The sequence below is a fragment of the Janibacter zhaoxuefangae genome (assembly GCF_050271985.1).
In the GTDB taxonomy this organism is placed as follows: domain Bacteria; phylum Actinomycetota; class Actinomycetes; order Actinomycetales; family Dermatophilaceae.
Map to the genome: position 1 here is coordinate 2,119,127 of NZ_CP189849.1, position 23,095 is coordinate 2,142,221.

The 23,095-nt window shown below is 72.2% G+C and carries 17 protein-coding genes and 3 pseudogenes; 9 read left to right on the top strand and 11 right to left on the bottom strand.

The window, feature by feature from the left end:
- Positions 1–67: 67 nt before the first annotated feature.
- From ACQBAS_RS09945 to ACQBAS_RS09965, 5 genes are all read right to left on the bottom strand, one after another.
- Complete coding sequence (locus tag ACQBAS_RS09945; RefSeq protein WP_427383640.1) at positions 68–1,333, bottom strand: ABC transporter permease; 1,266 nt, start codon at positions 1,331–1,333, stop codon at positions 68–70.
- A complete protein-coding gene (locus ACQBAS_RS09950) occupies positions 1,330–2,445 on the bottom strand; it encodes an ABC transporter permease (protein WP_427383641.1) in 1,116 nt (371 codons plus the stop codon). The genes ACQBAS_RS09945 and ACQBAS_RS09950 overlap by 4 nt, the downstream gene beginning before the upstream one ends.
- Positions 2,445–3,971 carry an ABC transporter ATP-binding protein gene (locus ACQBAS_RS09955; protein WP_427383642.1) on the bottom strand — a complete coding sequence of 509 codons (1,527 nt, stop codon included), beginning with the start codon at positions 3,969–3,971 and terminating at the stop codon, positions 2,445–2,447. The genes ACQBAS_RS09950 and ACQBAS_RS09955 overlap by 1 nt, the downstream gene beginning before the upstream one ends.
- Before the next feature lie 149 nt (positions 3,972–4,120).
- Positions 4,121–5,170 carry a BMP family lipoprotein gene (locus ACQBAS_RS09960; protein ID WP_427383643.1) on the bottom strand — a complete coding sequence of 350 codons (1,050 nt, stop codon included), beginning with the start codon at positions 5,168–5,170 and terminating at the stop codon, positions 4,121–4,123.
- A gap of 186 nt (positions 5,171–5,356) precedes the next feature.
- Entirely contained in the window at positions 5,357–6,547 is a 1,191-nt protein-coding gene (locus ACQBAS_RS09965) for an amidohydrolase (RefSeq protein ID WP_427383644.1), read from the bottom strand.
- A gap of 129 nt (positions 6,548–6,676) precedes the next feature.
- Here ACQBAS_RS09965 and ACQBAS_RS09970 point away from each other — a divergent pair, with 129 nt between their 5' ends.
- Genes ACQBAS_RS09970 through ACQBAS_RS09985 form a run of 4 tightly spaced genes read left to right on the top strand, consistent with a single transcriptional unit; the run spans position 6,677 to position 12,648 of the window.
- Positions 6,677–8,521 carry a methylmalonyl-CoA mutase family protein gene (locus ACQBAS_RS09970; RefSeq protein WP_427383645.1) on the top strand — a complete coding sequence of 615 codons (1,845 nt, stop codon included), beginning with the start codon at positions 6,677–6,679 and terminating at the stop codon, positions 8,519–8,521.
- Entirely contained in the window at positions 8,518–10,701 is a 2,184-nt protein-coding gene (gene scpA / locus ACQBAS_RS09975) for a methylmalonyl-CoA mutase (protein ID WP_427383646.1), read from the top strand. The genes ACQBAS_RS09970 and scpA overlap by 4 nt, the downstream gene beginning before the upstream one ends.
- On the top strand, positions 10,701–11,705 hold the full coding sequence (meaB, locus tag ACQBAS_RS09980) for a methylmalonyl Co-A mutase-associated GTPase MeaB (RefSeq protein WP_427383647.1): 1,005 nt from the start codon (positions 10,701–10,703) through the stop codon (positions 11,703–11,705). The genes scpA and meaB overlap by 1 nt, the downstream gene beginning before the upstream one ends.
- Positions 11,706–11,745: 40 nt before the next feature.
- Positions 11,746–12,648 (top strand): ATP-binding cassette domain-containing protein, encoded by a 903-nt coding sequence (locus ACQBAS_RS09985; RefSeq protein WP_427383648.1) that lies wholly within the window; start codon positions 11,746–11,748, stop codon positions 12,646–12,648.
- A 640-nt stretch (positions 12,649–13,288) separates the two neighbouring features.
- On the opposite strand, the gene ACQBAS_RS09990 is transcribed toward ACQBAS_RS09985, so the two are convergent.
- Entirely contained in the window at positions 13,289–13,498 is a 210-nt protein-coding gene (locus ACQBAS_RS09990; protein WP_427383649.1) for a hypothetical protein, read from the bottom strand.
- A 9-nt stretch (positions 13,499–13,507) separates the two neighbouring features.
- Between ACQBAS_RS09990 and ACQBAS_RS09995 the strand changes: the two genes are divergently transcribed.
- Positions 13,508–13,969: a hypothetical protein gene (locus ACQBAS_RS09995; protein ID WP_427383650.1), complete on the top strand. Its 462-nt coding sequence runs from the start codon at positions 13,508–13,510 to the stop codon at positions 13,967–13,969.
- Positions 13,970–14,002: 33 nt separating this feature from the next.
- Here the strand turns inward: ACQBAS_RS09995 and ACQBAS_RS10000 are convergent, their stop codons facing one another.
- The gene (locus tag ACQBAS_RS10000; protein ID WP_427383651.1) at positions 14,003–15,091 is read right to left on the bottom strand and encodes a mannose-1-phosphate guanylyltransferase; all 1,089 of its coding nucleotides are present in this window, start codon (positions 15,089–15,091) and stop codon (positions 14,003–14,005) included.
- A gap of 267 nt (positions 15,092–15,358) precedes the next feature.
- On the opposite strand from ACQBAS_RS10000, the pseudogene ACQBAS_RS10005 reads away from it, so the two are divergent.
- The 3 genes and pseudogenes from ACQBAS_RS10005 to ACQBAS_RS10015 all read left to right on the top strand — a co-directional run.
- Positions 15,359–16,180 (top strand): annotated as a pseudogene (locus tag ACQBAS_RS10005) (glycosyltransferase); the annotation flags it as partial.
- A gap of 65 nt (positions 16,181–16,245) precedes the next feature.
- A complete protein-coding gene (locus ACQBAS_RS10010; RefSeq protein WP_427385658.1) occupies positions 16,246–16,455 on the top strand; it encodes a hypothetical protein in 210 nt (69 codons plus the stop codon).
- A gap of 348 nt (positions 16,456–16,803) precedes the next feature.
- A pseudogene (locus ACQBAS_RS10015) lies at positions 16,804–17,354 on the top strand (D-alanyl-D-alanine carboxypeptidase family protein); the annotation flags it as partial.
- A gap of 270 nt (positions 17,355–17,624) precedes the next feature.
- On the opposite strand, the gene ACQBAS_RS10020 reads toward ACQBAS_RS10015, so the two are convergent.
- Genes ACQBAS_RS10020 through trpS form a run of 3 tightly spaced genes read right to left on the bottom strand, consistent with a single transcriptional unit; the run spans position 17,625 to position 20,612 of the window.
- The gene (locus tag ACQBAS_RS10020; protein ID WP_427383652.1) at positions 17,625–19,019 is read right to left on the bottom strand and encodes a YihY/virulence factor BrkB family protein; all 1,395 of its coding nucleotides are present in this window, start codon (positions 19,017–19,019) and stop codon (positions 17,625–17,627) included.
- A gap of 20 nt (positions 19,020–19,039) precedes the next feature.
- Complete coding sequence (locus ACQBAS_RS10025; RefSeq protein WP_427383653.1) at positions 19,040–19,576, bottom strand: 2'-5' RNA ligase family protein; 537 nt, start codon at positions 19,574–19,576, stop codon at positions 19,040–19,042.
- 16 nt (positions 19,577–19,592) lie between these two features.
- Positions 19,593–20,612 (bottom strand): tryptophan--tRNA ligase, encoded by a 1,020-nt coding sequence (trpS, locus tag ACQBAS_RS10030; RefSeq protein ID WP_427383654.1) that lies wholly within the window; start codon positions 20,610–20,612, stop codon positions 19,593–19,595.
- Here trpS and galK point away from each other — a divergent pair.
- Positions 20,611–21,832, top strand: a pseudogene (galK, locus tag ACQBAS_RS10035) (galactokinase); the annotation flags it as partial. The gene trpS and the pseudogene galK sit on opposite strands and share 2 nt — an antisense overlap.
- A 351-nt stretch (positions 21,833–22,183) precedes the next feature.
- Here galK and ACQBAS_RS10040 read toward each other — a convergent pair.
- Complete coding sequence (locus ACQBAS_RS10040; RefSeq protein WP_427383655.1) at positions 22,184–22,987, bottom strand: exodeoxyribonuclease III; 804 nt, start codon at positions 22,985–22,987, stop codon at positions 22,184–22,186.
- Between the last annotated feature and the right edge of the window lie 108 nt (positions 22,988–23,095).

A 23,095-nucleotide genomic window follows, 5' to 3' on the forward strand; every position in this document is an offset into this window, starting at 1 on the left:
TCGGTGTCGTCGGCCGCTGCCTCACCAGCCGACGAGCCGTGCACCTGCTCGGGACCGCCGGACACGGTCAGCTCCCCTCGCCCTTGCGATAGATGACGCCGTCCGCGGCCGGCATGCGCAAGCGTTGTGAGGCGAAGGCGAGGACGAGCAGGGTCGTCAGGTGCGGGGCGAAGGAGCTCAGCTCGCCGGGGATGCTGTCCGTGAAGGTCCACCACAGGGCCACGAGGGCGCCGACACCGATGGCGATGGCGCCCTGGAGGATGCGCCGCGAGCGGACGATCTGCCAGATGCCGATGAGGACGAGCAGGATGGCCAGCGCCACGAGGAGTGCGTGGACCGCCTCGCCGCCGCCGCGCAGCTGGGTCGCGTCGGTGAAGCCGAAGAGGGCCGATCCCGCGAGCAGGCCACCGGGCCGCCAGTTGCCGAAGATCATGGCCGCGAGGCCGATGTAGCCGCGTCCACCGGTCTGGCCGTCACGGAAGACATTGGCCGCGACGAGGGCGAGGAAGCCACCACCGAGTCCGGCGAGCGCACCCGAGGCGAGCACCGCGTAGAACTTGTAGCGGTAGACGTTGATGCCGAGCGTCTCGGCCGCGTGCGGAGCCTCACCGACCGAGCGCAGGCGCAGCCCGAAGGCGGTCCGCCACAGGATGACGTAGGTCGCCACGAAGAGCAGCACCGCGATGATCGTCAGCACGTTGAGGTTGGTGCACAGGGCCTTGAGCACGCCGGCAAGGTCGGAGACGAAGAAGATCTCCTTCGCCTCGAGGTCCCCCAGTGCCGGGGAGACCCCGGGCAAGGTGAAGGCGGGCAGCCGGTCGAGGGGCGGCGACTGGGTCGGGCCACCACCGGGCAGGTCGGAGAAGAACCGCGAGGCCAGGTACTTGGCGACGCCGAGCGCGATGATGTTGAGCGCGACACCGGAGACGATGTGGTCGACGCCGAAGTAGACCGTGGCGACCGCGTGGACCGCGCCGCCGACGACGCCACCGATGATCGCGCCGAGGACACCGCCCCACGGGCCGAAGTGGATCGCGCCGAAGGCGGCCGACCACGTGCCGAGGATCATCATTCCCTCGAGGCCGATGTTGACGACGCCCGCGCGCTCCGACCACAGACCGCCGAGACCGGCGAGCGCGATCGGGACGGCGAGGCCGAAGGCGGCGATGAGGACGCCGGATCCGCCGACGTTGACGCCGGTGATGACCCGCACGATCGCGATGACGAACACCGCGACCACGGCGACCGCCGCCCAGAAGAGGGGCGAGCGACCCCGACGCGTGGCGTGGCGCTCGGGCACCGTCTCGGTGCCCACGCTCAGTCCGGTGCTCATGCCGTCGCTCCCTGCTGCTTGGCGGTGGGATGGGCCGCGGCGAGCTCCGCCGCGACGCGGGTCGCCTCGGTCCGCTTCTCGATCCGGCGCACCACCTCGTAGGCGATGACGACGGCGAAGAGGATGACGCCCTGGATGATGAAGACGAGCTCGGAGGCCACGCCGGCGTTGATCTGGAGGCCGTTGCTCTGGGTGTCGAGGTAGGCCCACAACAGGGCCGCCACGGCGATGCCGATCGGGTGGTTGCGCCCCAGCAGGGCGATGCCGATGCCGGCGAAGCCGAGCCCGCTCTGGAAGGTCGTGCCGTAGGAGTGGTCCTGCCCGAAGAGCAGCGGCATGCCGACGAGGCCGGCCAGCGCGCCCGACATGATCATCGAGGTCATGACCATTCGCGGGACCTTGACTCCCGAGGCCAGGGCCGCGGTCTCGGACTCGCCCGTGGCGCGCAGGTCGAAGCCGAAGCGCGTGCGGTTGAGGACGAACCAGTAGAGGAGGCCGACCAGCAGCGCGAGGACGATGAGCGTGTAGACCTTGTTCGTCGCCCCCGGGATGAGCTGGAGCCCCTCGAGCTGCGAGGAGTCCGGGATCTCCTTCGTGCTCGTCGCGTTGGAGCCCTTGACCTCCACCTTCACCTTGGCGAGCAACCAGCTCACGAGGCCGGTCGCGATGGTGTTGAGCATGATCGTCGAGATCACCTCGGACACCCCGCGGCGCACCTTCAGCCAGGCCGCGATGGAGGCCCAGATGCCGCCGGCGAGCATCGCGACGACGATGGCGACGACGACGTTGAGCACGCCCGGCAGCCACGCCTGGCCGGCGAAGACGGCCGCGGCGAAGGCGCCGACGCGGTACTGGCCGTCGACACCGATGTTGAAGAGGTTCATCCGGAACCCGACGGCGACGGCGACGGCCGACAGGTAGTACACCGACGACGCGTTGATGATGTTGACGAACTGCCGCGGCTTCGGCGGGGTGAGGATCTGCTTCCAGACGTCACCGACCGGGTCACCGACCGCGAGGAGGATCGCGGAGGTGACGACGAAGGCGACGAGGACCGCGAGCAGGGGGGCCGCGAGGGCCAGGCCGATCCGGCGCAAACGTGCCGACGCCATCAGCGGTCACTCTCCTTCGTCAGGGTGTCAGTGGTGGAGTCGGCCCCGGTCATGGCCGAGCCGAGCTCCTGCGACGTCACCGTGTCGGGGTCGAACTCACCCGTGAGGCGCCCGCGCAGGATGACCCGGATCGTGTCCGACAGCCCGATGAGCTCCTCGAGATCCGCGCTGATCAGCAGCACGCCGAGCCCGTCGCGACGGGCGTCGCGGATGAGGTCCCAGATGACGGCCTGGGCGCCGACGTCGACGCCGCGGGTCGGGTGCGCGGCGACGAGCACCTTCGGCGAGTGGCTCATCTCGCGCCCGACGATGAGCTTCTGCTGGTTGCCACCCGAGAGGGAGCCGGCGGTGACGTTGATCGACGGCGTGCGGACGTCGTACTCGCGCACGATGCGCTCGGTGTCCGCCTTCGCCTCCTTGATCGTGATGAGGCCGTTGCGCTCGTTGGGCTCCTCCGTCTGGTGACCGAGGATCCGGTTCTCCCAGAGGGGCGCGTCGAGGAGCAGACCGTGGCGGTGCCGGTCCTCGGGGATGTAGCCGACGCCGGCCTCGCGGATCTCGCGGACGTCCCAGTCGGAGATGTCGGTGTCGCCGAGGAAGACGAGGCCGGAGGTGGGTTCGCGCATGCCCATGATGACCTCGACGAGCTCGGCCTGACCGTTGCCCTCGACGCCGGCGATGCCGACGACCTCCCCCGCGTGGATCGAGAGGTCGATGTCGGAGAGCAGGTCGCGGGTGGCGCCGCCGGAGAGGCTGACTCCCTCGGTGCGCAGGACCACGCGATCGGTGACGGTCGACTCGGACGTCTCCGGCGTGGGCAGCTCGGAGCCGACCATGAGCTCGGCCAGCTGCTTGGCGTTGACGCTGCTCGGGTCGACCGTGTCGACGGTCGTGCCGCGACGGATGACGGTGATCGAGTCGGCGACCGAGAGCACCTCGTCGAGCTTGTGCGAGATGAAGAGGACGGTCAGCCCCTCGTCCTTGAGGTCGCGCAGGTTGTCGAAGAGCTCGTCGACCTCCTGGGGCACGAGGACGGCGGTCGGCTCGTCGAGGATGAGGATCTTGGCGCCGCGGTAGAGGACCTTGAGGATCTCCACGCGCTGGCGGGCGCCGACGCCGAGGTCGGCGACGAGCGAGTCGGGGTCGATGTCAAGGCCGTAGTCGTGCGAGATCCGACGGATCTCGTCGCGTGCCGCGCCGCCGATGCCGTGCAGCTTCTCCGCGCCGAGGACGACGTTCTCGAGGACGGTGAGGTTGTCGGCGAGCATGAAGTGCTGGAAGACCATGCCGATGCCCGCCGCGATGGCGTCGGACGGCGAGGTCAGCGTGACCGGCTTGCCGTTGACCTCGATGGTGCCCTCGTCCGGGCGTTGCACGCCGTAGAGGATCTTCATCAGGGTCGACTTGCCGGCGCCGTTCTCGCCGACGATGGCGTGCACGGTGCCGCGACGGACCTCGAAGGCGATGTCCTTGTTGGCGACGACGCCGGGGAAGCGCTTCGTGATCCCGTCCAGTCGGACGGCCACATCGGAGGCCGCGGTCGCGGTCTCGCTCGGGGTGACAGTGATAGCTCACACTCCTGGTCGGTCTGGCCCCGCGGTGCGGGGCACGAGGCGCCTCACGCGGGAGGCCCGGCCACGCTATCGCGGACCGGGCCTCCTGCGGGAAGAAGTCGTCACTCGCTGGGAACGGTGATCTCTCCGTCGATGATCTGCTGCTTGTAGGCGTCGAGCTTGTCGGCGATGTCGGCAACCTTGTCACCGGTGGTGGCGTAGGCGACACCCTCGGACTTGAGGTCGAAGACCTGCGGGCCAGCCGGGGCCTCGCCCTCGACGGAGGCCTTGAGGTAGTCGTAGACGACCGTGTCGAGGCGCTTGACCATCGAGGTGATGATGACGTCGCGGACGCCCTCCTCGGCGGTCAGGGCCTGGTCGGAGTCGACACCGATGGCCATGGCCTTGTTCGCCGCGACGGCGGTGAAGACGCCACCGCCGGAGCCGCCGGCCGCGTGGTAGATCACGTCGGCACCCTTGTCGAGCATGCCCTCGGCGGCCGTCTTGCCCTTGGCCGGGTCGGCGAAGCCGGAGAAGTCCGGCGGCTCGGTGAGGTACTTGGACTGAATCTTGATGTCCTTGTTGACCGCCTTCGCGCCGGCCTCGAAGCCCGCCTCGAACTTGTGGATCAGCGGGACGTTGACGCCACCGACGAAGCCGATGTTGTCCGTCTTGGTCTTGAGGGCCGCGGCCGCACCGACGAGGAAGGAGCCCTGCTCCTCCGCGAAGGTCAGCTGGGCGACGTTGTCACCAGCGGAGTCCTCGGACGCGTCGTCGATGATCGCGAAGTTGACGTCCGGGTTCTCCTTGGCGACCTGGCCGACGGACTTCGCGTAGGCGAAGCCCACCGCGATGATGTGCGTGTAGCCGGCGTCGACGAGCTGCTGGAGGCGCTCCTTCTGAGCCGCCTCGTTCTCGCCAGCGGTGGCCGCGGCCTCCTTGGTCTCCAGACCGAACTCGTCCTTCGCCTTGTCGAGGCCCTTGGCTGCGGAGTCGTTGAACGACTGGTCGCCACGCCCACCCACGTCGTACGCGAGACCGACCTTGACGTCGCTTGTCTTGGCAGCCGCGTCGTCGGTCGTCGTGCCATCGGTCGAGGTGTCGCTGCCGCACGCGGCAAGGGCCAGTGAGGCGGCCGAGAGGACCGCTGCAACCTTCATCGTCTGACGCAAGGCTGTCTCCTTCATTCCAGGTAAGCAGGGGCGCGGTCGCGCCCGCAAGGCTTGAGGATAAGCACCCGCTCGGTACTTGAAGGTCGCTCGCACCGACATCGGTGGTCAGTTGTTACACATCCGCGACCGGACTGTGGCTGCTGTGACGCCTGAGGTCAGGTGCAGCGCCTCACCGGTCGGAGTGGATCAACCCAGCGCGCCGCGGTCGAGGACGAGCCGGATCAGCAGGGCCGCCCCGGCGCGGATGGCGCCCTCGTCGACGATGAGATCGCCCTGGTGCAGGTCGTACGTCGGGCCGCCGGGCGTGCGCGTGCCGAGCCGGGCCAGCGCGCCGGGGGTGTCCTGCATCAACCAGGAGAAGTCCTCGCCGCCCATGGACTGCGCCGTCGGAACGGGCGTGAGGTCCACGGCGCGCGCCGCCTTGCCGAGCGCCGCGATGGCCGGGCCACGGTTGACGACCGGGGGGACCCCCTTCACGTGCTCGATCCGGGTGCGGACCCCGTAGGGCGCCACGACGTCCTCGATGACCTGCTCGAGCAGGTCGCCGATGGCGTCCCACGCGCTGGCGTCGAGGATCCGCAGGGTGCCGGCGGCCACCCCGGACGAGGGGATGACGTTGCTGGCGACGCCCGCCTCGACCCGACCCCACACGAGCGCGAAGCCGGCCCGGGGGTCGATCCGACGCGAGAGCGCCGCAGGCACCTCGGTGACCACCTTCGCCAGAGCAAAGGTGAGGTCCTCGGTCAGGTGCGGGCGCGAGGTGTGGCCGCCCTTGCCGGTCACGTGGACCGTGACGCTGTCGCAGGCCGCGGTGATCGCGCCCTCGCGCAGGCCGACCTGGCCCACGTCGATGCTCGGGTCGCAGTGCAGCGCGAAGACGGAGTCGACGCCCTCCATGACGCCCGCCTCGAGGAGGTCATGGGCACCGCCGGGGATCCGCTCCTCCGCGTGCTGGAAGATCAGCCGCACCCCGACCCCGGCCGCGGCCAGGTCGTCCGAGAGGGTCGCGAGCACCAGGCCCACCCCGAGCACGATCGCCGTGTGCACGTCATGGCCACAGGCGTGACAGACCCCGCGCGTCGTGGAGGACCAGTCGAGTCCGGTCCGCTCCTGGACGGGCAGTGCGTCGATGTCGGCGCGCAGGGCGATCCGGTGGCTGGCCTCGTGCGCCCCGATGTCCGCGACCACCGCGGTGCCGCACACCGACACGGGGGTCAGCCCAGCCTGCCGCAGCCGGTCGGCGATGGCGGCCGCCGTGCGGACCTCCTCGCGCGACAGCTCCGGGTGCGCGTGCAGATCCCGGCGGAAGCCGATCAGCTCGGGCAGCAGGGCGTCGAGCGTCGCGAGGACGTCGGCGGTGAGGGGGGTGGTGGTCATGGCCCGGTCAGGTTAGCGCTGGCCCGCGCGATCGACCGGATCTGTCCTCTCCGCGGGACGCCGGCGGTGGCAAGGTCAGATAGTTCACACGCCCGGCCGCAACGGGCTCTCCGTCCGTACGATGCCCGCATGCCCGACGTCTCCCTCAGCTCCGACCTGCCCTCGTCGACCCAGGCCGACTGGGAGGCCAGCGCGGCGGCCGTCCTGCGCAAGGCCCGCCGCCTCGGCGACGACGACGCCGACTCGCGGGTCTGGGACAAGCTCACCCTGCGCACCCTCGACGGTGTCGCCATCACCCCCCTCGGCACGCCCGCCCTCACCGCGGACGTCCCGTCGGCGGGTCTGCCGGGGCAGGCCCCCTTCGTCCGCGGCAGCGTCGCCGCGCGCGCCGACAAGGCGTGGGACGTGCGGGCGCTGCACGCCGACCCCGACGCGAAGGTGGCCGCCGAAGCCGTCCTGACCGACCTCGAGAACGGCGTCACCTCGCTCTGGCTCGCGCTCGGCCGCGGCGGCCTCGCGCTGACCGACCTGCCCGCCGTCCTCGAGCGGGTCCTGCTCGACCTGGCCCCCGTCGTCCTCGACGCCCCGGCCGAACCGGTCGCGGCGGCCGACGCCTTCCTCGCCGTGCTCACCGACCGCGGACTCACGGCCGCCCCGGGCACGAGCCTGGGCGCCGACCCGATCGGTGCGGCCGTCCGCGAGGGTGCGTCCGACCTCGACGCGGCCGCCATCGACGCGCTCGTCGCACAGATCGCCGAGCGCGCCACGACGCACGACCTCGGCGCGCTCGTCGTCGACGCGAGCGCCGCCCACGACGCCGGCGCCTCCGACGTCCAGGAGCTCGCCTACTCGCTGGCCGTCGGCGCCGCCTACCTGCGCTCCCTCGTCGCGGCCGGTCTCGACGTGGACGACGCCGCCCGCCGGATCTCCTTCCGCTACGCCGCGACCGACGACCAGTTCGTCACCATTGCCAAGCTGCGCGCGGCCCGCCGTCTGTGGAACCGCGTGACCGAGCTCAGCGGGGTCACCGAGGAGGCGCGCGCGCAGGAGCAGCACGCCGTGACGTCGCGGCCGATGATGAGCCGCTACGACCCCTACGTGAACATGCTCCGCACGACCGTGGCCGCCTTCGCCGCGGGTGTCGGCGGCGCCACGTCGGTGACGGTGCTCCCCTTCGACACTCCCCTGGGCATCCCGGAGGCCTTCGGCCGACGGATCGCCCGCAACACCTCCTCCCTGCTCATCAGCGAAGCGCACGTCGCCGAGGTCACCGACCCGGCCGGCGGCGCGCACGCCGTGGAGCGGCTCACCGAGGACCTCGCCCGGGCCGCGTGGGCCGAGCTCGGCACCATCGAGAGCGAAGGTGGCCTGCCCGGCGCTGGCCTCGCCGGCCTGCGCGCGCGGATCGCGCAGACCGTCACCGAGCGCACGGCGCAGGTGGCCACCCGCCGCCGGCCGATCACCGGCCTGACCGAGTTCCCCAACCTCGCCGAGACCCTCCCGGCCCGGCGCCCGCACCCCGAGGGCGCTGTCAGCGCCATCTCCTACGGCGGCGACTTCGAGGCCCTGCGGGACACTCCCGCGGACACGCCCGTCTTCCTCGCGACGATGGGCTCCATCGCGTCGCACACGGCGCGGGCGACCTTCGCCATCAACCTGCTCGCGGCCGGCGGCGTCGCGACCCAGGTCGCCGGCGCGACGGCCGGTGTCGACGACGTCCTCGCCGCCTACGCCGCGCAGCCCGTCGTCGTCCTCGCCGCCGCCGACCCGGTGTATGCCGAGTGGGGCGCGGAGCTGATCGAGGCCCTGCGCGGCGCCGGTGCCCGCTGGATCGTCGTCGCCGGCAAGCCCCTCGAGGGGAGCGACGCCAACATCGCCGTCGGCACCGACCTCCTCGCCTTCCACCACACGCTGCGCGAGCACCTCGCCCAGCCCGGCGCGGCCACCCGCCCCCAGGACGGAGACCAGGCATGACCATCCCCAGCACCTTCGCCGACCAGCCGCTCGACCCGCAGGAGCCGCGACCCACCGACCGGGCCGCCTACGACTCCGCCACCGCGGGCACGAAGCCGTGGGGCGCGCCCGAGGGGATCACCATCGACCCGCTCTACACGGCGGAGGACCTCGAGGGACTCGACGCCCTCGACACCCACCCCGGGCTGGCCCCCTTCCTGCGCGGGCCCTACCCGACCATGTACACGACCCAGCCGTGGACCATCCGCCAGTACGCGGGCTTCTCGACCGCCGAGGAGTCCAACGCGTTCTACCGGCGCAACCTCGCCGCCGGACAGAAGGGGCTCTCGGTCGCCTTCGACCTCGCGACCCACCGCGGCTACGACTCCGACAACCCCCGCGTCGTCGGCGACGTCGGCATGGCGGGCGTCGCGATCGACTCCATCTATGATGCGCGCCAGCTCTTCGACGGCATCCCGCTCGACGAGATGAGCGTGTCGATGACGATGAACGGCGCGGTGCTGCCCGTGCTCGCGCTCTACATCGTCGCGGCCGAGGAGCAGGGGGTGCCGCCGGAGAAGCTCACGGGGACCATCCAGAACGACATCCTCAAGGAGTTCATGGTCCGCAACACGTACATCTACCCGCCGGCGCCGTCGATGCGGATCATCTCCGACATCTTCGCGTACACGGCGGCCAAGATGCCGCGGTTCAACTCCATCTCCATCTCGGGCTATCACATCCAGGAGGCCGGGGCGACGAACGACCTCGAGCTCGCCTACACGCTCGCGGACGGCGTCGAGTACCTGCGCGCCGGTCTCGACGTGGGCCTGGACATCGACGCCTTCGCGCCGCGGCTGTCCTTCTTCTGGGCCATCGGGATGAACTTCTTCATGGAGGTCGCCAAGCTGCGCGCCGCCCGCGCGCTGTGGGCCCGGCTCGTGGCCGACTTCGACCCCAAGAACCCGAAGTCGCTCTCGCTGCGCACCCACAGCCAGACCTCCGGCTGGTCCCTCACCGCGCAGGACGTCTTCAACAACGTCGGGCGCACGGCCATCGAGGCCATGGCCGCCACGCAGGGCCACACCCAGTCGCTGCACACCAACGCGCTGGATGAGGCCATCGCCCTGCCGACCGACTTCTCCGCGCGCATCGCCCGCAACACCCAGCTGCTGCTCCAGCAGGAGTCGGGCACGACCGGAACGATCGACCCGTGGGGTGGCAGCTACTACGTCGAGAAGCTCACCCACGACCTCGCCGAGCGGGCCTGGGCGCACATCCAGGAGGTCGAGGCAGCCGGCGGCATGGCGAAGGCGATCGAGGCCGGCATCCCGAAGATGCGCATCGAGGAGGCCGCGGCCCGCACGCAGGCGCGCATCGACGCCGGCACCCAGGCCGTCATCGGCGTCAACACCTACCGCGTCGCCGACGAGGAGCCCTTCGAGGTCCTCAAGGTCGACAACAAGGCCGTCTACGCCTCGCAGGTCGCCAAGCTCGAGCGGCTCCGCGCCGAGCGTGACCAGTCCGAGGTCGACGCGGCCCTGGCCGCCCTGACCGCCTCCGCCGAGCGCGGCGCCAGCCGCGACGGCAGCCTCGAGGGCAACCTCCTGGCGCTCGCCGTCGACGCGGCCCGCGCCAAGGCGACCGTCGGCGAGATCTCCGACGCCCTCGAGAAGGTCTACGGGCGCCACTCCGCGGTGATCCGTACGATCTCGGGTGTGTACCGCTCCGAGGCCGGTGGCGCCGGCAACATCACCCGCGTCGTCGAGGCGACCGAGGCCTTCGAGCAGGCCGAGGGTCGGCGCCCGCGCATCCTCGTCGCAAAGATGGGCCAGGACGGCCACGACCGCGGCCAGAAGGTCATCGTCACCGCCTTCGCCGACATGGGATTCGACGTCGACGTGGGCCCGCTCTTCTCGACGCCGGAGGAGGTCGCCCAGCAGGCGGTCGACGCGGACGTGCACATCGTCGGGGTCAGCTCGCTCGCCGCGGGTCACCTCACGCTCGTGCCCGCCCTGCGCGACGCCCTCGCGGCGGTCGGCCGCTCCGACATCATGATCGTCGTCGGCGGCGTCATCCCGCCCGACGACGTGCCCACGCTCAAGGAGATGGGGGCGGCCGCGGTCTTCCCCCCGGGGACGGTCATCGCCGACTCCGCGCTCGAACTCCTCGAGCGGCTCTCGGCTGACCTCGGTCACTGATGACGGGAGCGAAGTCGGCCGGTCCGCGGCCCGTCGACGTCGCCGCCCTCGTCGAGGGCGTGCGCGCCGGCGACCGCGCCGTCGTCTCCCGCGCCATCACGCTCGTGGAGTCGCGGCGGGCCGATCATCGGCTCGCCGCGCGCGAGCTGCTGACGGCTCTGGCAGATGACACGGGCGGCGCCGTCCGGGTCGGCATCTCCGGCGTCCCCGGCGTCGGCAAGTCGACCTTCATCGAGGCGCTCGGCGGACGGCTGACCGCCGCCGGACACCGGGTCGGCGTGCTCGCGGTCGACCCGTCGAGCGCGCGCACCGGCGGGTCCGTCCTCGGCGACAAGACCCGGATGGCGACGCTCGCCGCCGACCCGCTGGCCTACATCCGCCCCTCCCCCAGCGCCGGCACGCTCGGCGGGGTGGCGCGCGCCACGACGCAGGCGATCCTCGTGCTCGAGGCGGCCGGCTACGACGTCGTGCTCGTCGAGACCGTCGGCGTCGGGCAGTCCGAGGTGACGGTGGCCGGGATGGTCGACACCTTCCTCTTCCTCACCTTGGCTCGCACCGGCGACCAACTGCAGGGCATCAAGAAGGGGATCCTCGAGATCGCCGACGTCATCGCCGTCAACAAGGCCGACGGCGAGCGCGCGGTCGAGGCCGCGGCGGCCGCCAAGGACCTCGCGGGCGCCCTGCGGCTCGTGCACGCCGGGACGCACACGTGGGTCCCGCCCGTGCTGACGTGCTCCGCCCTGGAGGGCACGGACGTCGACACCGTGTGGTCGCGCGTCATCCGCCACCGCGAGTTCCTCGGGATGGCGGGGCTCGCCGAGAAGCGCGCCTCGCAGCGGTTGGAGTTCACCTGGGCGCTCGTGCGGGACGAGCTCGAGCAGCGCCTGCGCAGCTCGAGCGCGGTCGCCGACACCGTCGACTCCCTCCGCCAGGACGTCCTCTCCGGGCAATTGCCCGCGGCCGCCGCCGCCGACCAGATCCTCGAGGCCTACGACCGCGGCTGAGTCGACCACACGCGGCGCGCGGCGCGCGTACGCTCGAAACGTGGCCGCCATCAGCATCGCCGGACTGATCAAGACCTTCGGCCCGACGCGGGCCATCGACGGGTTGGACCTGCACGTCGAGCACGGCGAGGTGCACGGCTTCCTCGGCCCCAACGGGTCCGGGAAGTCCACGACGCTGCGGATCCTGCTGGGCCTCCTTCGCGCCGACGCCGGCGAGGTCCGCCTCCTCGGGGGCGACCCGTGGGCCGACGCACACGACCTCCATCGTCGCCTCGCGTACGTGCCCGGCGACGTCGCCCTGTGGCCGAACCTCACCGGCGGCGAGGTCATCGACCTGCTGGCCAGGATGCGCGGCGGCGTCGACGCCGCCCGGCGCGCCGACCTGCTGGAGCGCTTCGAGCTCGACCGCCGCGAGCGCACCCGCACCTACTCCAAGGGCAACCGCCAGAAGGTCGCCCTCGTCGCCGCCCTCGCCTCGGACGTCCCGCTGCTGCTGCTGGACGAACCGACCAGCAGCCTCGACCCGCTCATGGAGCGCGTCTTCGCCGGGTGCATCGCCGAGGGCGTCGCCCGGGGCCAGACGGTCCTGCTGTCGAGCCACATCCTCAGCGAGGTCGAGCGACTCTGCGAGCGGGTGACGATCATCCGCGAGGGCCGCACCGTCGAGACCGGCGCGATCAGCGAACTGCGCCACCTCGGCCGCACCCACGTCTCGGCCACGACCTCCGGCCCCCCGCCCGACCTCAGCCGCATCGCCGGGGTGCACGACCTCGTGACCGACGCGCACGGCATCCACTGCAGCGTCGACGGTTCCGCGCTCCAGCCCGTGATGGCCGCACTCACCGCGGCCGGACTGACCTCGTTGACGACCGCGCCGCCCACGCTCGAGGAGCTCTTCCTCGGCGCCTACGGCGAGGCCGCCGCGGCCCCGGCCGTGCCATGACCACCACCGTCGGGCGCCCGTATGCCGCGACCACCGACCGTGGCGGAGCCCTCACCGGCTACGGCCCCGTCCTGAGGTTGGCGATCCGCCGCGACCGGATCCTCGTCGCCGTCACCCTCCTCGCCCTGGCCATCCTCGTCGGCGCGAGTGCCGCGACCACCGTGGAGCTCTACCCCGACCCGGCCGAGGCCATCCGCGACGCGCGTGCGGTCACCAGCAGCCCGGCCACCATTGCCCTCTACGGACCGTTGTCCGGTGAGACGGTCGGGTCGCTGGCGACCTTCAAGGTGCTGTTGATGGGGGCCGTGGCCGTCGGGTTCCTCGCGCTCGCGCTCGTGCGGCGACACACCCGTGGCGACGAGGAGGCGGGCCGGTTGGAGCTCCTCGGGTCGGGCGTCATGGGGCGCCGGGTGCCGCTGGCCGTGGGGGTCACCGTCGCCTCGGGCGCCGTCGCCCTGAGCGCCCTCGTCGCGGCTGGCGCCCTCGTCGCCACCGGGCTCCCCGTTGCCGGCTCCGTGGCTTTCGGCGCGACCTGGCTCGTCGGTGGGCTGGCCACCGTCGGGGTGGCCGCGCTGGCGGCGCAGCTGACGGACACGAGCCGCGGGATGACGGCCATCGTGGCGTCGTGGCTCGGGGTGGCCTACCTCGCCCGGGCCATCGGTGACACCGGGGACGGCGCCGTCGAGGTGCTGACCTGGCTCTCGCCGCTGGGATGGGCGGAGAAGGTCGCCCCCTTCGGCGCCAACCGGGTCGCCCTCGTCGTGCCCGCCGCGCTCGTCCTCGCCGTCGGCTGCGCGGCCGGGTTCGCTCGGCCGTCCTGCGCGCGCACGGCGAGGAGCAGAGCGGACACAGCGAGACCGTGCTCGCCACCGGGGTGCGGCGCAGCCGCCTGCTCGGGGCTCACGTCGGGATCGCGACCCTCGGGGTCGTCTGGCTGCTCGTCGTGCTCGGGGTCTCGATCGGCTGGGCGCACGGCCGCCAGGTCGGGGACGTCGGCGGGGCGATCGCGTCCCTCGTGCCCGCCGCGCTGGCCTCCGCGCCGGCCGCGTGGGTGTGCGTCGGCATCGCCACGGCCCTGCACGGGTGGCTCCCCCGTTGGGCACCCCTGGCGTGGGTCGCCTACGTCGCCTTCTTCGCCCTCGGCGAGTTCAGCGCCCTGCTCGGGCTGCCGGACTGGCTGGCGGACGTCTCCCCCTTCACCCACGTGCCGCAACTGCCCGGCGGCGACTGGTCGTGGACGCCGCTGGTGTGGACGACGCTCGTCGCCGGCGGGCTCGTGGCGGCTGGGTTCGTCGGCCACCGGAGCCGCGACCTCACCTGACCTCAGATGCCAGGGTCGCCACGCTGAACCGCGTCAGACGAGGTCGGTGCGGCCGATGTCCTTGAGGTGGTCGACGACCTTCTTGACGTCCTGGGCGCGCGAGCGCGTGGTCACGAGGAGCGCGTCCGGGGTGTCGATGACGATGACGTCCTCGAGGCCGACGACGGCGATGGCGCGGCCGGCACGCGCGCTGATCAGCCCGGTCGTGTCGATCGCCGTGACCGCGTCGCCGTCGCCGAGGAGGGCGATGCCGTCCGCGGAGGTCGGCAGCATCCCTGCCAGCGTCGAGAAGTCGCCGACGTCGTCCCACCCGAAGGTCGCGGGGACGACGGCGACCCGGCCGATGTCGGCGGCGGGCTCGGCGACGGCGTGGTCGATGGCGATCTTCTCCAGGCCGGGCCACAGCTCGTCGAGTCGGTCCGGGTCCGCCGCGATGGCGCGCAGGCCCTCGGCGAGCGCGGGGTGCCAGCGCCCGAGGAGGTCGAGCAGATCGCGCGCGCGCACGACGAACATCCCGGCGTTCCACCGGAACTCGCCCGTCGCGAGGTAGCGGGCGGCGCGCTCGGCGTCGGGCTTCTCGACGAACTGGCGGACCCGGTGCGCGCGGACCCCGCCGTCGAGCAGGGGGCCGAGTTGGATGTAGCCGAAGCCGGTGGCCGGGTGCGTCGGCTCGATGCCGATGGTCACGAGGTAGCCCTCACGAGCGACGTCGATGGCCGCGACGACGGCCTCGCGGAAGGCGTCGTCGTCGTCGACGAGGTGGTCCGCGGCGAACGACCCGAGGATCGCCTCGGGATCGCGGACCTCGAGCATCGCGGCCGCGAGCCCGATCGCCGCCATGGAGTCGCGCGGCGACGGTTCGGCGATGACCCCGTCGTGCGGCAGCTCGGGCAGCTGCTCGCGCACGGCCGCCTGGTGGGCCACGCCGGTGACGACGAGCACCCGCTCCCCCACGAGCGGGGTGAGCCGGTCCACGGTCCCCTGGATGAGGGTCCGCCCGACGCCGGTGAGGTCGTGGAGGAACTTCGGGGCGTCGCGCCGACTCACGGGCCACAGCCTCGTGCCGGCCCCGCCCGCGGGCACGACGGCCCAGAACCCCTCGACCGTCCCGTTGTTCGTCACGGGTCGACGGTAGAGCAGGGCCGGGCCGGTGTCTCCCAGCGGCACGGGAGGAAGGGGGCCGCGCGGCCCCCTTCGCGACCCTGCGGTGAACGCTCGGTGACCGCCGGTGGTCCCCGACCCCCACGCGTCACCTACCGCTCACCCGACTCACCCGCACTCGTCGTGGTCCGAGCACCCGGGGCGAGGACCGTGGTCATCGTGCGCATCGCCATCGTGACCGAGTCGTTCCTGCCCCAACTCAACGGGGTCACCACCAGCGTCTGCCGGGTGGCCGAGTGCCTGCGCGAGCAGGGGCACAAGGCGATCATCGTCGCCCCGCGGCCTGCCCCGCCGACCTTCGCCGGGCACGTCGTCAAGACGATCCCCGGCGTCCCGGTGCGCGGCTTCACCGCCGGCGTCCCGACGGGCACGGTCACCCGGGTGTTGCGTGACTTCCGCCCCGACGTCGTGCACGCCGCCTCCTCCCCCTTCCTCGTCGGGGCGCGCGGGCTGCACTCGGCACAGACCCTGGGCATCCCCAGCGTGGCGATCTACCAGACCGACATGCCCAGCTACGTCGAGCAGCACGGCACGGGGATGCTCGCCCACGCCGCCGCGGCCGGCGCCTGGTCGTGGATCCGCGCGCTGCACCGCAAAGCGACCCTCACGCTCGCGCCGTCGCAGCCGACCCTCGATGAGTTGCGCAGTCACGGCATCCCGCGCACGCAGCTGTGGGGTCGGGGGGTCGACACCGCCCTCTTCAACCCGTCCTGGAAGGACGAGGCCGGCACGCAGCAGCTGCGCCAGACCCTGGCCCCCAACGGCGAGGTGCTGCTGGGCTATGTCGGCCGCCTCGCGCCGGAGAAGGAACTGCACCGCCTCGTCGAGCTCGCCACGGTCCCCGGCACCCGCCTCGTCATCGTCGGCGAGGGACCGAGCCGCTCCGACATCGGCACGCAGCTGACGGAGGCGGTCGCCGCCCGCCATGGCCGCCCCAACCTGCCGCCGGTCTTCCTCGGCAAACGCAGCGGCGCCGATCTCGCCCGCGCGTACGCCGCCTTCGACGTCTTCGTCCACACGGGGACGAAGGAGACCTTCGGGCAGACGCTCCAGGAGGCCGCCGCGATCGGCCTGCCCGTCGTGGCCCCCGGTCGCGGTGGGCCGCTCGATCGATCGTGCGACACGGCGAGACGGGCTATCTCTTCGACCCGGACCGCCCCGGCGACCTCGCCCGGTGGGTCAACGAGGCCGTCGAGGACGCCGCCCTGCGCGACCGGATGGGCCGGGCGGGCCTGGAGATGGTCAGCCAGCGCTCGTGGCACAGCCTCACCGAGCAGCTCGTCGCGCACTACGGCGCCGCGCAGAACGTCAGCCTCGCCGCCTGACCGTCGACGGGGGCGCGTGCGCCAGGCAGCCACGCGGGCGCGCGCGCGGACGTTGGCGGGGACGAGCACGTACGGGTTGGTCTGGCACGATGTCGCTCGTGAACGTCCCTGCCCGCCCCCAGCATCCCGCCCTGGCCGCCGCCGTCGCCGCCGCCGTGCTTGCCCGTCCTCCCGACGGCTCCCGCGTCGGCCGAGCCGACGCCGACGCTGCCCAAGCCGACGGTCATGGTCGACGCCGAGAGCTCCATCGGTGGGCCCGCGCTGGCCGGCACGGGCCTCGTGCTCGACGCGCCGGCAGGTGTGCCGCGGCCGCCGTCGATGCCGAACGTGTCGTGGATCGTGGCCGACATGGACACCGGTGAGGTCATCGCCGCGAAGGCCCCGCACGCACAGCTGCCGCCCGCCAGCACGCTCAAGACGCTGACCGCGCTGACGCTGCTGCCCGAGGTGGACCTCACGAAGAAGTACACGGTCACCTCGCTGGACGTCCTCGCCGACGGCACCCGGGTCGGTCTCGTGCCGGGCCTGACCTACAGCGGGCAGGACCTCTTCAACGGGCTGCTCATGGCCTCGGGCAACGACGCCGCCTACGCGCGGCGCGGATCGCCGGCGGGCAGGACGCGGTCCTGGAGCGGATGAGCGAGACGGCCCGACACCTCGGCGCCCTCGACACCACCCCCGGCGACCCGTCCGGGCTCGACGCCCCGGGTCAGCACTCGTCGGCCTACGACCTCGCGCTCATCGGTCGGGCCGCCATGGACAACCCGACCTTCCGCAGCATCGTCCGCCGCAAGCAGACGACCCTGCCCGGCAACAAGCACGGCTGGAAGCGCGACCGCTACGCGATCAACAACCACAACTCGTTGCTGTACAACGTGCCCGGCACCATCGGCATCAAGAACGGCTACACGACCGTCGCCAAGCACACCCTGATCTCAGCCGTGAAGCGCGGCGACAAGACGTACCTCATCGCCCAGATGCACGGGCTGTCCGGCAGCTGGCGCCCCACGTCCGCGCTCTACGACTGGGCGTTCCGCTACGGCGAGAAGGTCACCCCGGTCGGTGAACTCGTCGAGCCCGGTGAGGTCGAGGAGGCGGAGGCCCAGGCGGCGAAGGAGGCCGAGGCGGCCGCGTCGTCCTCGAGTTCGTCGTCGAGCTCGTCCTCGTCGTCAGCCGTGGCCTCGCCCAAGAAGACCATCGTCGCGACGGAGGTCATCGCCCAGGCCCGGCAGCGCGCCTCCCAGGTCGTGGAAGGCCGGACCGGTGTCGTCGCCGGCGGCGGGCTGGCCCTGTGCGGGCTGGCCGTGGTCGGCGCCTTCGTCCGGGGTCGGCGCGGCGGAGGCCGCTACCGCCCGCGACACTGAGTCGAGCCCGCTGAGGTGTCCCCCCGCGAGGGTCAGGAGCGGCGGACGAGCCCGCCCACGAGCTTGAGGAGGGCGCCGAGCGCGAGCGTGGCGCCCGCGCCGATGACCGCGCCGGAGGCGATCGAGAGCCGGTCCGCCTGACGGGTGGGCAGCGCCGGTGCGCCCGGCAGGGCCGGGAGCGTGCCGCCGGCGTTCGCCGCAGGTCGCCCGGAGCCGGCGGCGCGCCACACCGACAGCGCCGGCACCGACGAGGGCCTCGTTCCGCTCGCGGACGGCGACCTGCTCGGGGGTCTCGGGACCCTCGGCGAGCTTGATCGCCTCGGCCTCGCTGACGTCGGCGGTGGCGTCGAGGTCGTTGGCGGCCCACGAGGCGGCCAGCAGCATCGCGCGCGAGATGAAGTTGAGGAAGGCGAGCAGCCCGACGACGAGACCGATGGACGCGAAGAGCGGGTTGCTCATGGTCCCCGCGATGAGCCGGGTGCCGAAGACCTGGAGGATCGTCAGGAGGATGCCGCCGAAGATCGCCCCGTGGCGCACGCCGGCCCACGGCAGGTCGACGCCCGAGAGCATCCGGATCATCAGCGCGGTGACGAAGGCGTTGACGAGGACGGTGACGATCAGGCCGACGAGGGTGACGATCCAGCCCTGGTCGCCGAGGCCGATGAGGTTGGCCGCCCAGTCCGCCGCGGCATTGGCGACGGAGGAGACAGCCGCCGCGATGACGATGCCCAGGCCGAGGACGACGAGCACGCCGAGGTCGCGCAGCTTCGCGAGGGCGAAGTTGCCGGGGGCACCCTCGGCACCGAAGATCGCCCGGATCCCGTCGCGCAGGGCACCGAGCCAGCCAAGGCCGGCCCAGAGCAGGCCGAGGACGGCGACGGCACCCGTCACGGACAGGGTCGCGCTCGTCGGCGCCTCGATCGGGATGAGGCCGCCGGCCTCGGGGTTGTCCGGGTCCTGCACGAAGCCCGGGAGTTGCTTGTCGATGGCTTCGCGGATGGCATCGACGAGGTCGGGCTGGTCCTGGAGCACGAACCCGAAGATGGTGAAGGCGAGGGCGATGACCGGGAAGATCGAGAAGAAAGCGAAGTAGCTGATGCCACCGGCGAGGAGATTGCCGCGGACGTTGCTGTAGCGCTGCCACGCCTTCCACGGCCGGGTGAGCTGCACCGTGCGCCAGAGTTTCTTGAGGGCATCCATGGGTCGGGCTCCTGAGTCGGTCAGTGAGTGGCGGCCGGACCCGCGCCGGGGCCGAACGGGAAGGACACTCCCGGCCGCCAGACGCCGTCGTCCCCGTGCTCGTAGAGGTGCAGTTCGGTCGCGTCGAAGGCGATCTCGACCTGCGCCAGGTCGTCGAAGGCGTGGTCGAGGGCCGCGTCATCGAGGTGATGTGCGACGGTCACGTGCGGGTGGTACGGGAAGTCGAGGTCACGCGTCACCGGTCCGCTGCGCACGGCCTGCTCGAGCTGCTCGCAGCCCGCGATCCCCTGCGACACCTGGACGAAGACGACCGGCGAGACCGGCCGGAAGGTGCCCGTGCCGCGCAGGACGACGCGGAAGGGGGCCGCGCCGGCCGCCACGACGGCGAGGTGCTCCTCGAAGGCCGGCACATCCTCGGCGTCAACCTCCGTCGGCGGGAGCAGCGTCACGTGCGGCGGAATGTCGCGCGCCAAGGGGTCGCCGAACTCCTCACGCTTGGCCTGGAGGAAATCTCCATGCGGGGCGGGGATCGCCAGAGCGACTCCGATCGTGGGCATGCCGTCGACCCTAACGTCAGCGGGCCGGCCGGAGCAGACCGACCGCGTCGCGCACACGGTCCATGGTCGCCGCGGCGACTTCGGCGGCGCGCTCCGCCCCCTTCGCGAGGATGGTGTCGAGCTCGGCCGGGTCGTCGAGGAGCTCGTCCATCCGGGCCTTGAAGGGGCCGACCGTCTCGACGACGACCTCCGCGACCTCACCCTTGAGCGCGCCGTAGCCCTGACCGGCGAAGTGCGCCTCGAGCTCGGCGACGGGCGTGCCCGAGAGCGCGCTGTGGATGACGAGCAGGTTGGAGACGCCGGGCTTGCCCTCGACGTCGTAGCGGATCTCGCCGTCGGCGTCGGTGACGGCCGACTTGAGCTTCTTGGTGATCCGCGCGGGCTCGTCGGACAGCAGGACGAGTCCCTTGTCGGGCGAGGTGCTGCCGGACATCTTCGACGTCGGGTCGGTGAGGTCCATGATCCGCGCGGACTCCTTGAGGATGTGCGCGTCGGGCACGGTCAGCGTCTCGCCGAAGCGCTGGTTGAAGCGGACCGCGAGGTCGCGGGTGATCTCGAGGTGCTGGCGCTGGTCGTCGCCGACCGGCACCTTCTCGGCGTCGTACATGAGGATGTCGGCGGCCATCAGGATCGGGTAGGTGAAGAGGCCGACGTTGGCGTTCTGCCCCTTCGCCGTCTTGTCCTTGAACTGCGTCATCCGGCTCGCCTCGCCGAAGGCGGTCTGGCAGGCCAGCACCCACATCAGCTCGGGGTGCTGGGCGACGTGGCTCTGGGCGAAGATGGCCGACCCGGCCGGGTCGACGCCGCCGGCGATGAACTGGGCCGCGGTGATCCGGGTGCGGCGGGTGATGAGCTCCGGATCCGTCGGCACGGTCAGCGCGTGCAGGTCCGCGACGAAGTAGAACGTGTCGAAGTCGTCCTGGAGCCCGACCCAGTTGCGCAGCGCGCCGATGTAGTTGCCGAGGTGGAGGGAGTCGCTCGTCGGCTGCATCCCGGAGAGGATGCGCGGCTGGTGCTGAGGTGCGGCGGTCGTCATGCCCGTCATTCTGTCAGCCGCGCCCTGCCTAGACTCGGCCCCCCATGTGTCCGACCACGATGTCGCCGCCCTGACCGAACGCTTCCGGGCCGCCTATGGCGCCGCCCCCGAGGGGGTCTGGTCGGCACCCGGGCGGGTCAACCTCATCGGCGAGCACGTCGACTACAACGACGGCCTCTGCCTGCCGATCGCGCTGCCCCAGCGCACGCGGGTCGCGGCCACCGCGCGCGAGGACGACGTCATCCGGATGCGCAGCATCCAGAGCGGGGACGCCGGCCAGGCCGGTGACGGCGAGGTCGCCGTCGACCTCGCCGACGTCGGTCCGGGGACGCCCGGGGGCTGGGGCGCCTACGTGGCCGGGGTGCTGTGGGCGCTCCGGCAGGCCGGTCACGCCGTGCGCGGCATGGACGTGCTCGTCGACGGCGCGGTCCCGCTCGGGCGCCGGGCTGTCGAGTTCGGCCGCGCTGGAGTGCGCCGTGGGCGCGGCCGCGAGCGACCTCTTCGGGCTGGGTCTGCTCGCCGACGACGCGTCGCGTGCCGTGCTCGCCGCCGCGTGTGTCAGCGCCGAGAACGACGTCGCTGGCGCCGCGACCGGGGGCATGGATCAGGCCGCGTCGCTGTTGTGCACGCCGGGCCACGCGCTCGCGCTGGACTGCCGCGACATGTCGACGGTGCAGGTCCCCTTCGATCTGGCGGCCGAGGGGCTGACGCTCGAGGTCATCGACACCCGCGCCCCGCACGCCCTCGTCGACGGGCAGTACGCGGCGCGCCGGGCCACCTGCGAGGAGGCGGCGCGCACGCTCGGCGTCGCCTCGCTGCGGGACGTCGCCCCGGGCGAGCTCGACGCGGCGTTGGAGCGGCTCGAGGACGACGAGTCCCGCCGGCGGGTGCGGCACGTCGTCACGGAGATCGACCGCACCGCTCAGGCCGTGGCGGCCCTGCGGGCTGGGGACTTTGTCCAGGTCGGCGCGCTCTTCAACGCGTCGCACGACTCGCTGCGCGACGACTACGAGGTGACCGTCGATGAGCTCGACGTGGCCGTCGAGGCGGCGCGTGGCGCTGGGGCGCTCGGGGCGCGGATGACGGGCGGCGGCTTCGGCGGCTCGATCATCGCGCTCGTGCCGATCGACCTCGCGGATGGCCTCGTCGTCGCCGTCGAGGACGCCTTCGCGGAGCGCGGGCTCACGGCGCCGGCGTCGCTGGCGGCGATGGCGTCGGCGGCGCGGCGGCCGCGACGCCTGAGGTCGCCGTCCGCGTCGTCGAGCCCCCGCGCTCCGGGGCCCCACCTGTCCCACGAGTCCCGGGGCCCCACCTGTCCCACGAGTCCCACGAGTATCGGGTCACCCGATACTCGCAGCGTTACCCGGGTTCGCATGTCGGGTAACGCTGCGCAAGTCGGGTGAAGCCCAGCGCGAAGGGGGCTCAGCCGGCCCGCGCGAAGGGGGCTCAGCCGCCCCGCGCGAAGGGTGCCCAGCCGGCCCGCACGCCCAGTGGCACACCGTTTGGCCAGTGGCACACCGTTGTCGGTGTGCTCCTGACCAAAGAGTGTGCTGCTGCGGCGGCCCTGCGGCTCAGCCCAGGTCGTAGTCGACCGTGACGGCGGCGTGGTCGCTCCACCGCTCCGCGTAACTGGGGGCCCGGCCGATGGAGGAGGCGGTGGCTCGCTCGGCGAGCGGCCGGGACGCGAGCTGGTAGTCGATGCGCCAGCCGGAGTCGTTGTCGAAGGCCTGGCCACGCCACGACCACCACGTGTAGGGACCGGGGCCGGGGCCGTGCAGCGAGCGGGTCACGTCGACCCATTCGCCGCCGTCGAACCACCGGTCGAAGTACGCCCGCTCCTCCGCGAGGAACCCGGACTTCTTGAGGTTCCCCTTCCAGTTCTTGAGGTCGTGCTCGTGGTGCGCGACGTTGAGGTCGCCCGTGATGACGGCCAACTGCCCTGACTGCGCGTGCGCGTCGAGGCGCTCGGTGATGGCGTCGAGGAACCGGTACTTCTCGATCTGGCGGTCGGTCCCCGCCTCCCCCGTGTGCACGTACGTCGAGACGACGGTGACCGGCCCGGCGGGCGAGGCGAGGTCGACCTCGACCCAGCGACCTTGGGCGTGGAAGTCCTCCGAGCCGACGACCGTCCCGACCCGCAGTGGCTCCTCGCGCGCGAGCACGGCGACCCCAGCCCTCCCCTTCGCGCTCGAAGCGGCATGGGCGACGTGCCAGTCCCCCAGTCCCCCGTCGGCGAGGGTCTTACGCAGTTCGTCGTCGGAGGCGCGGACCTCCTGCAGCGTGATGACGTCCGGCTCCTGGGCGGCCAGCCAGCCGAGCCCGCCTCGCTTGTGGGCGGCGCGGATGCCGTTGACGTTGGCGGTGATCAGGCGCATGGGGCCTGACCCTAATCGCCGACCCCGACAGCCGAGAAAAGGACATCTGATGTCCCAAACTCGGCACGAAGGGGGCTCAGCCGCCCGAAAAGGGACACCTGATGTCCA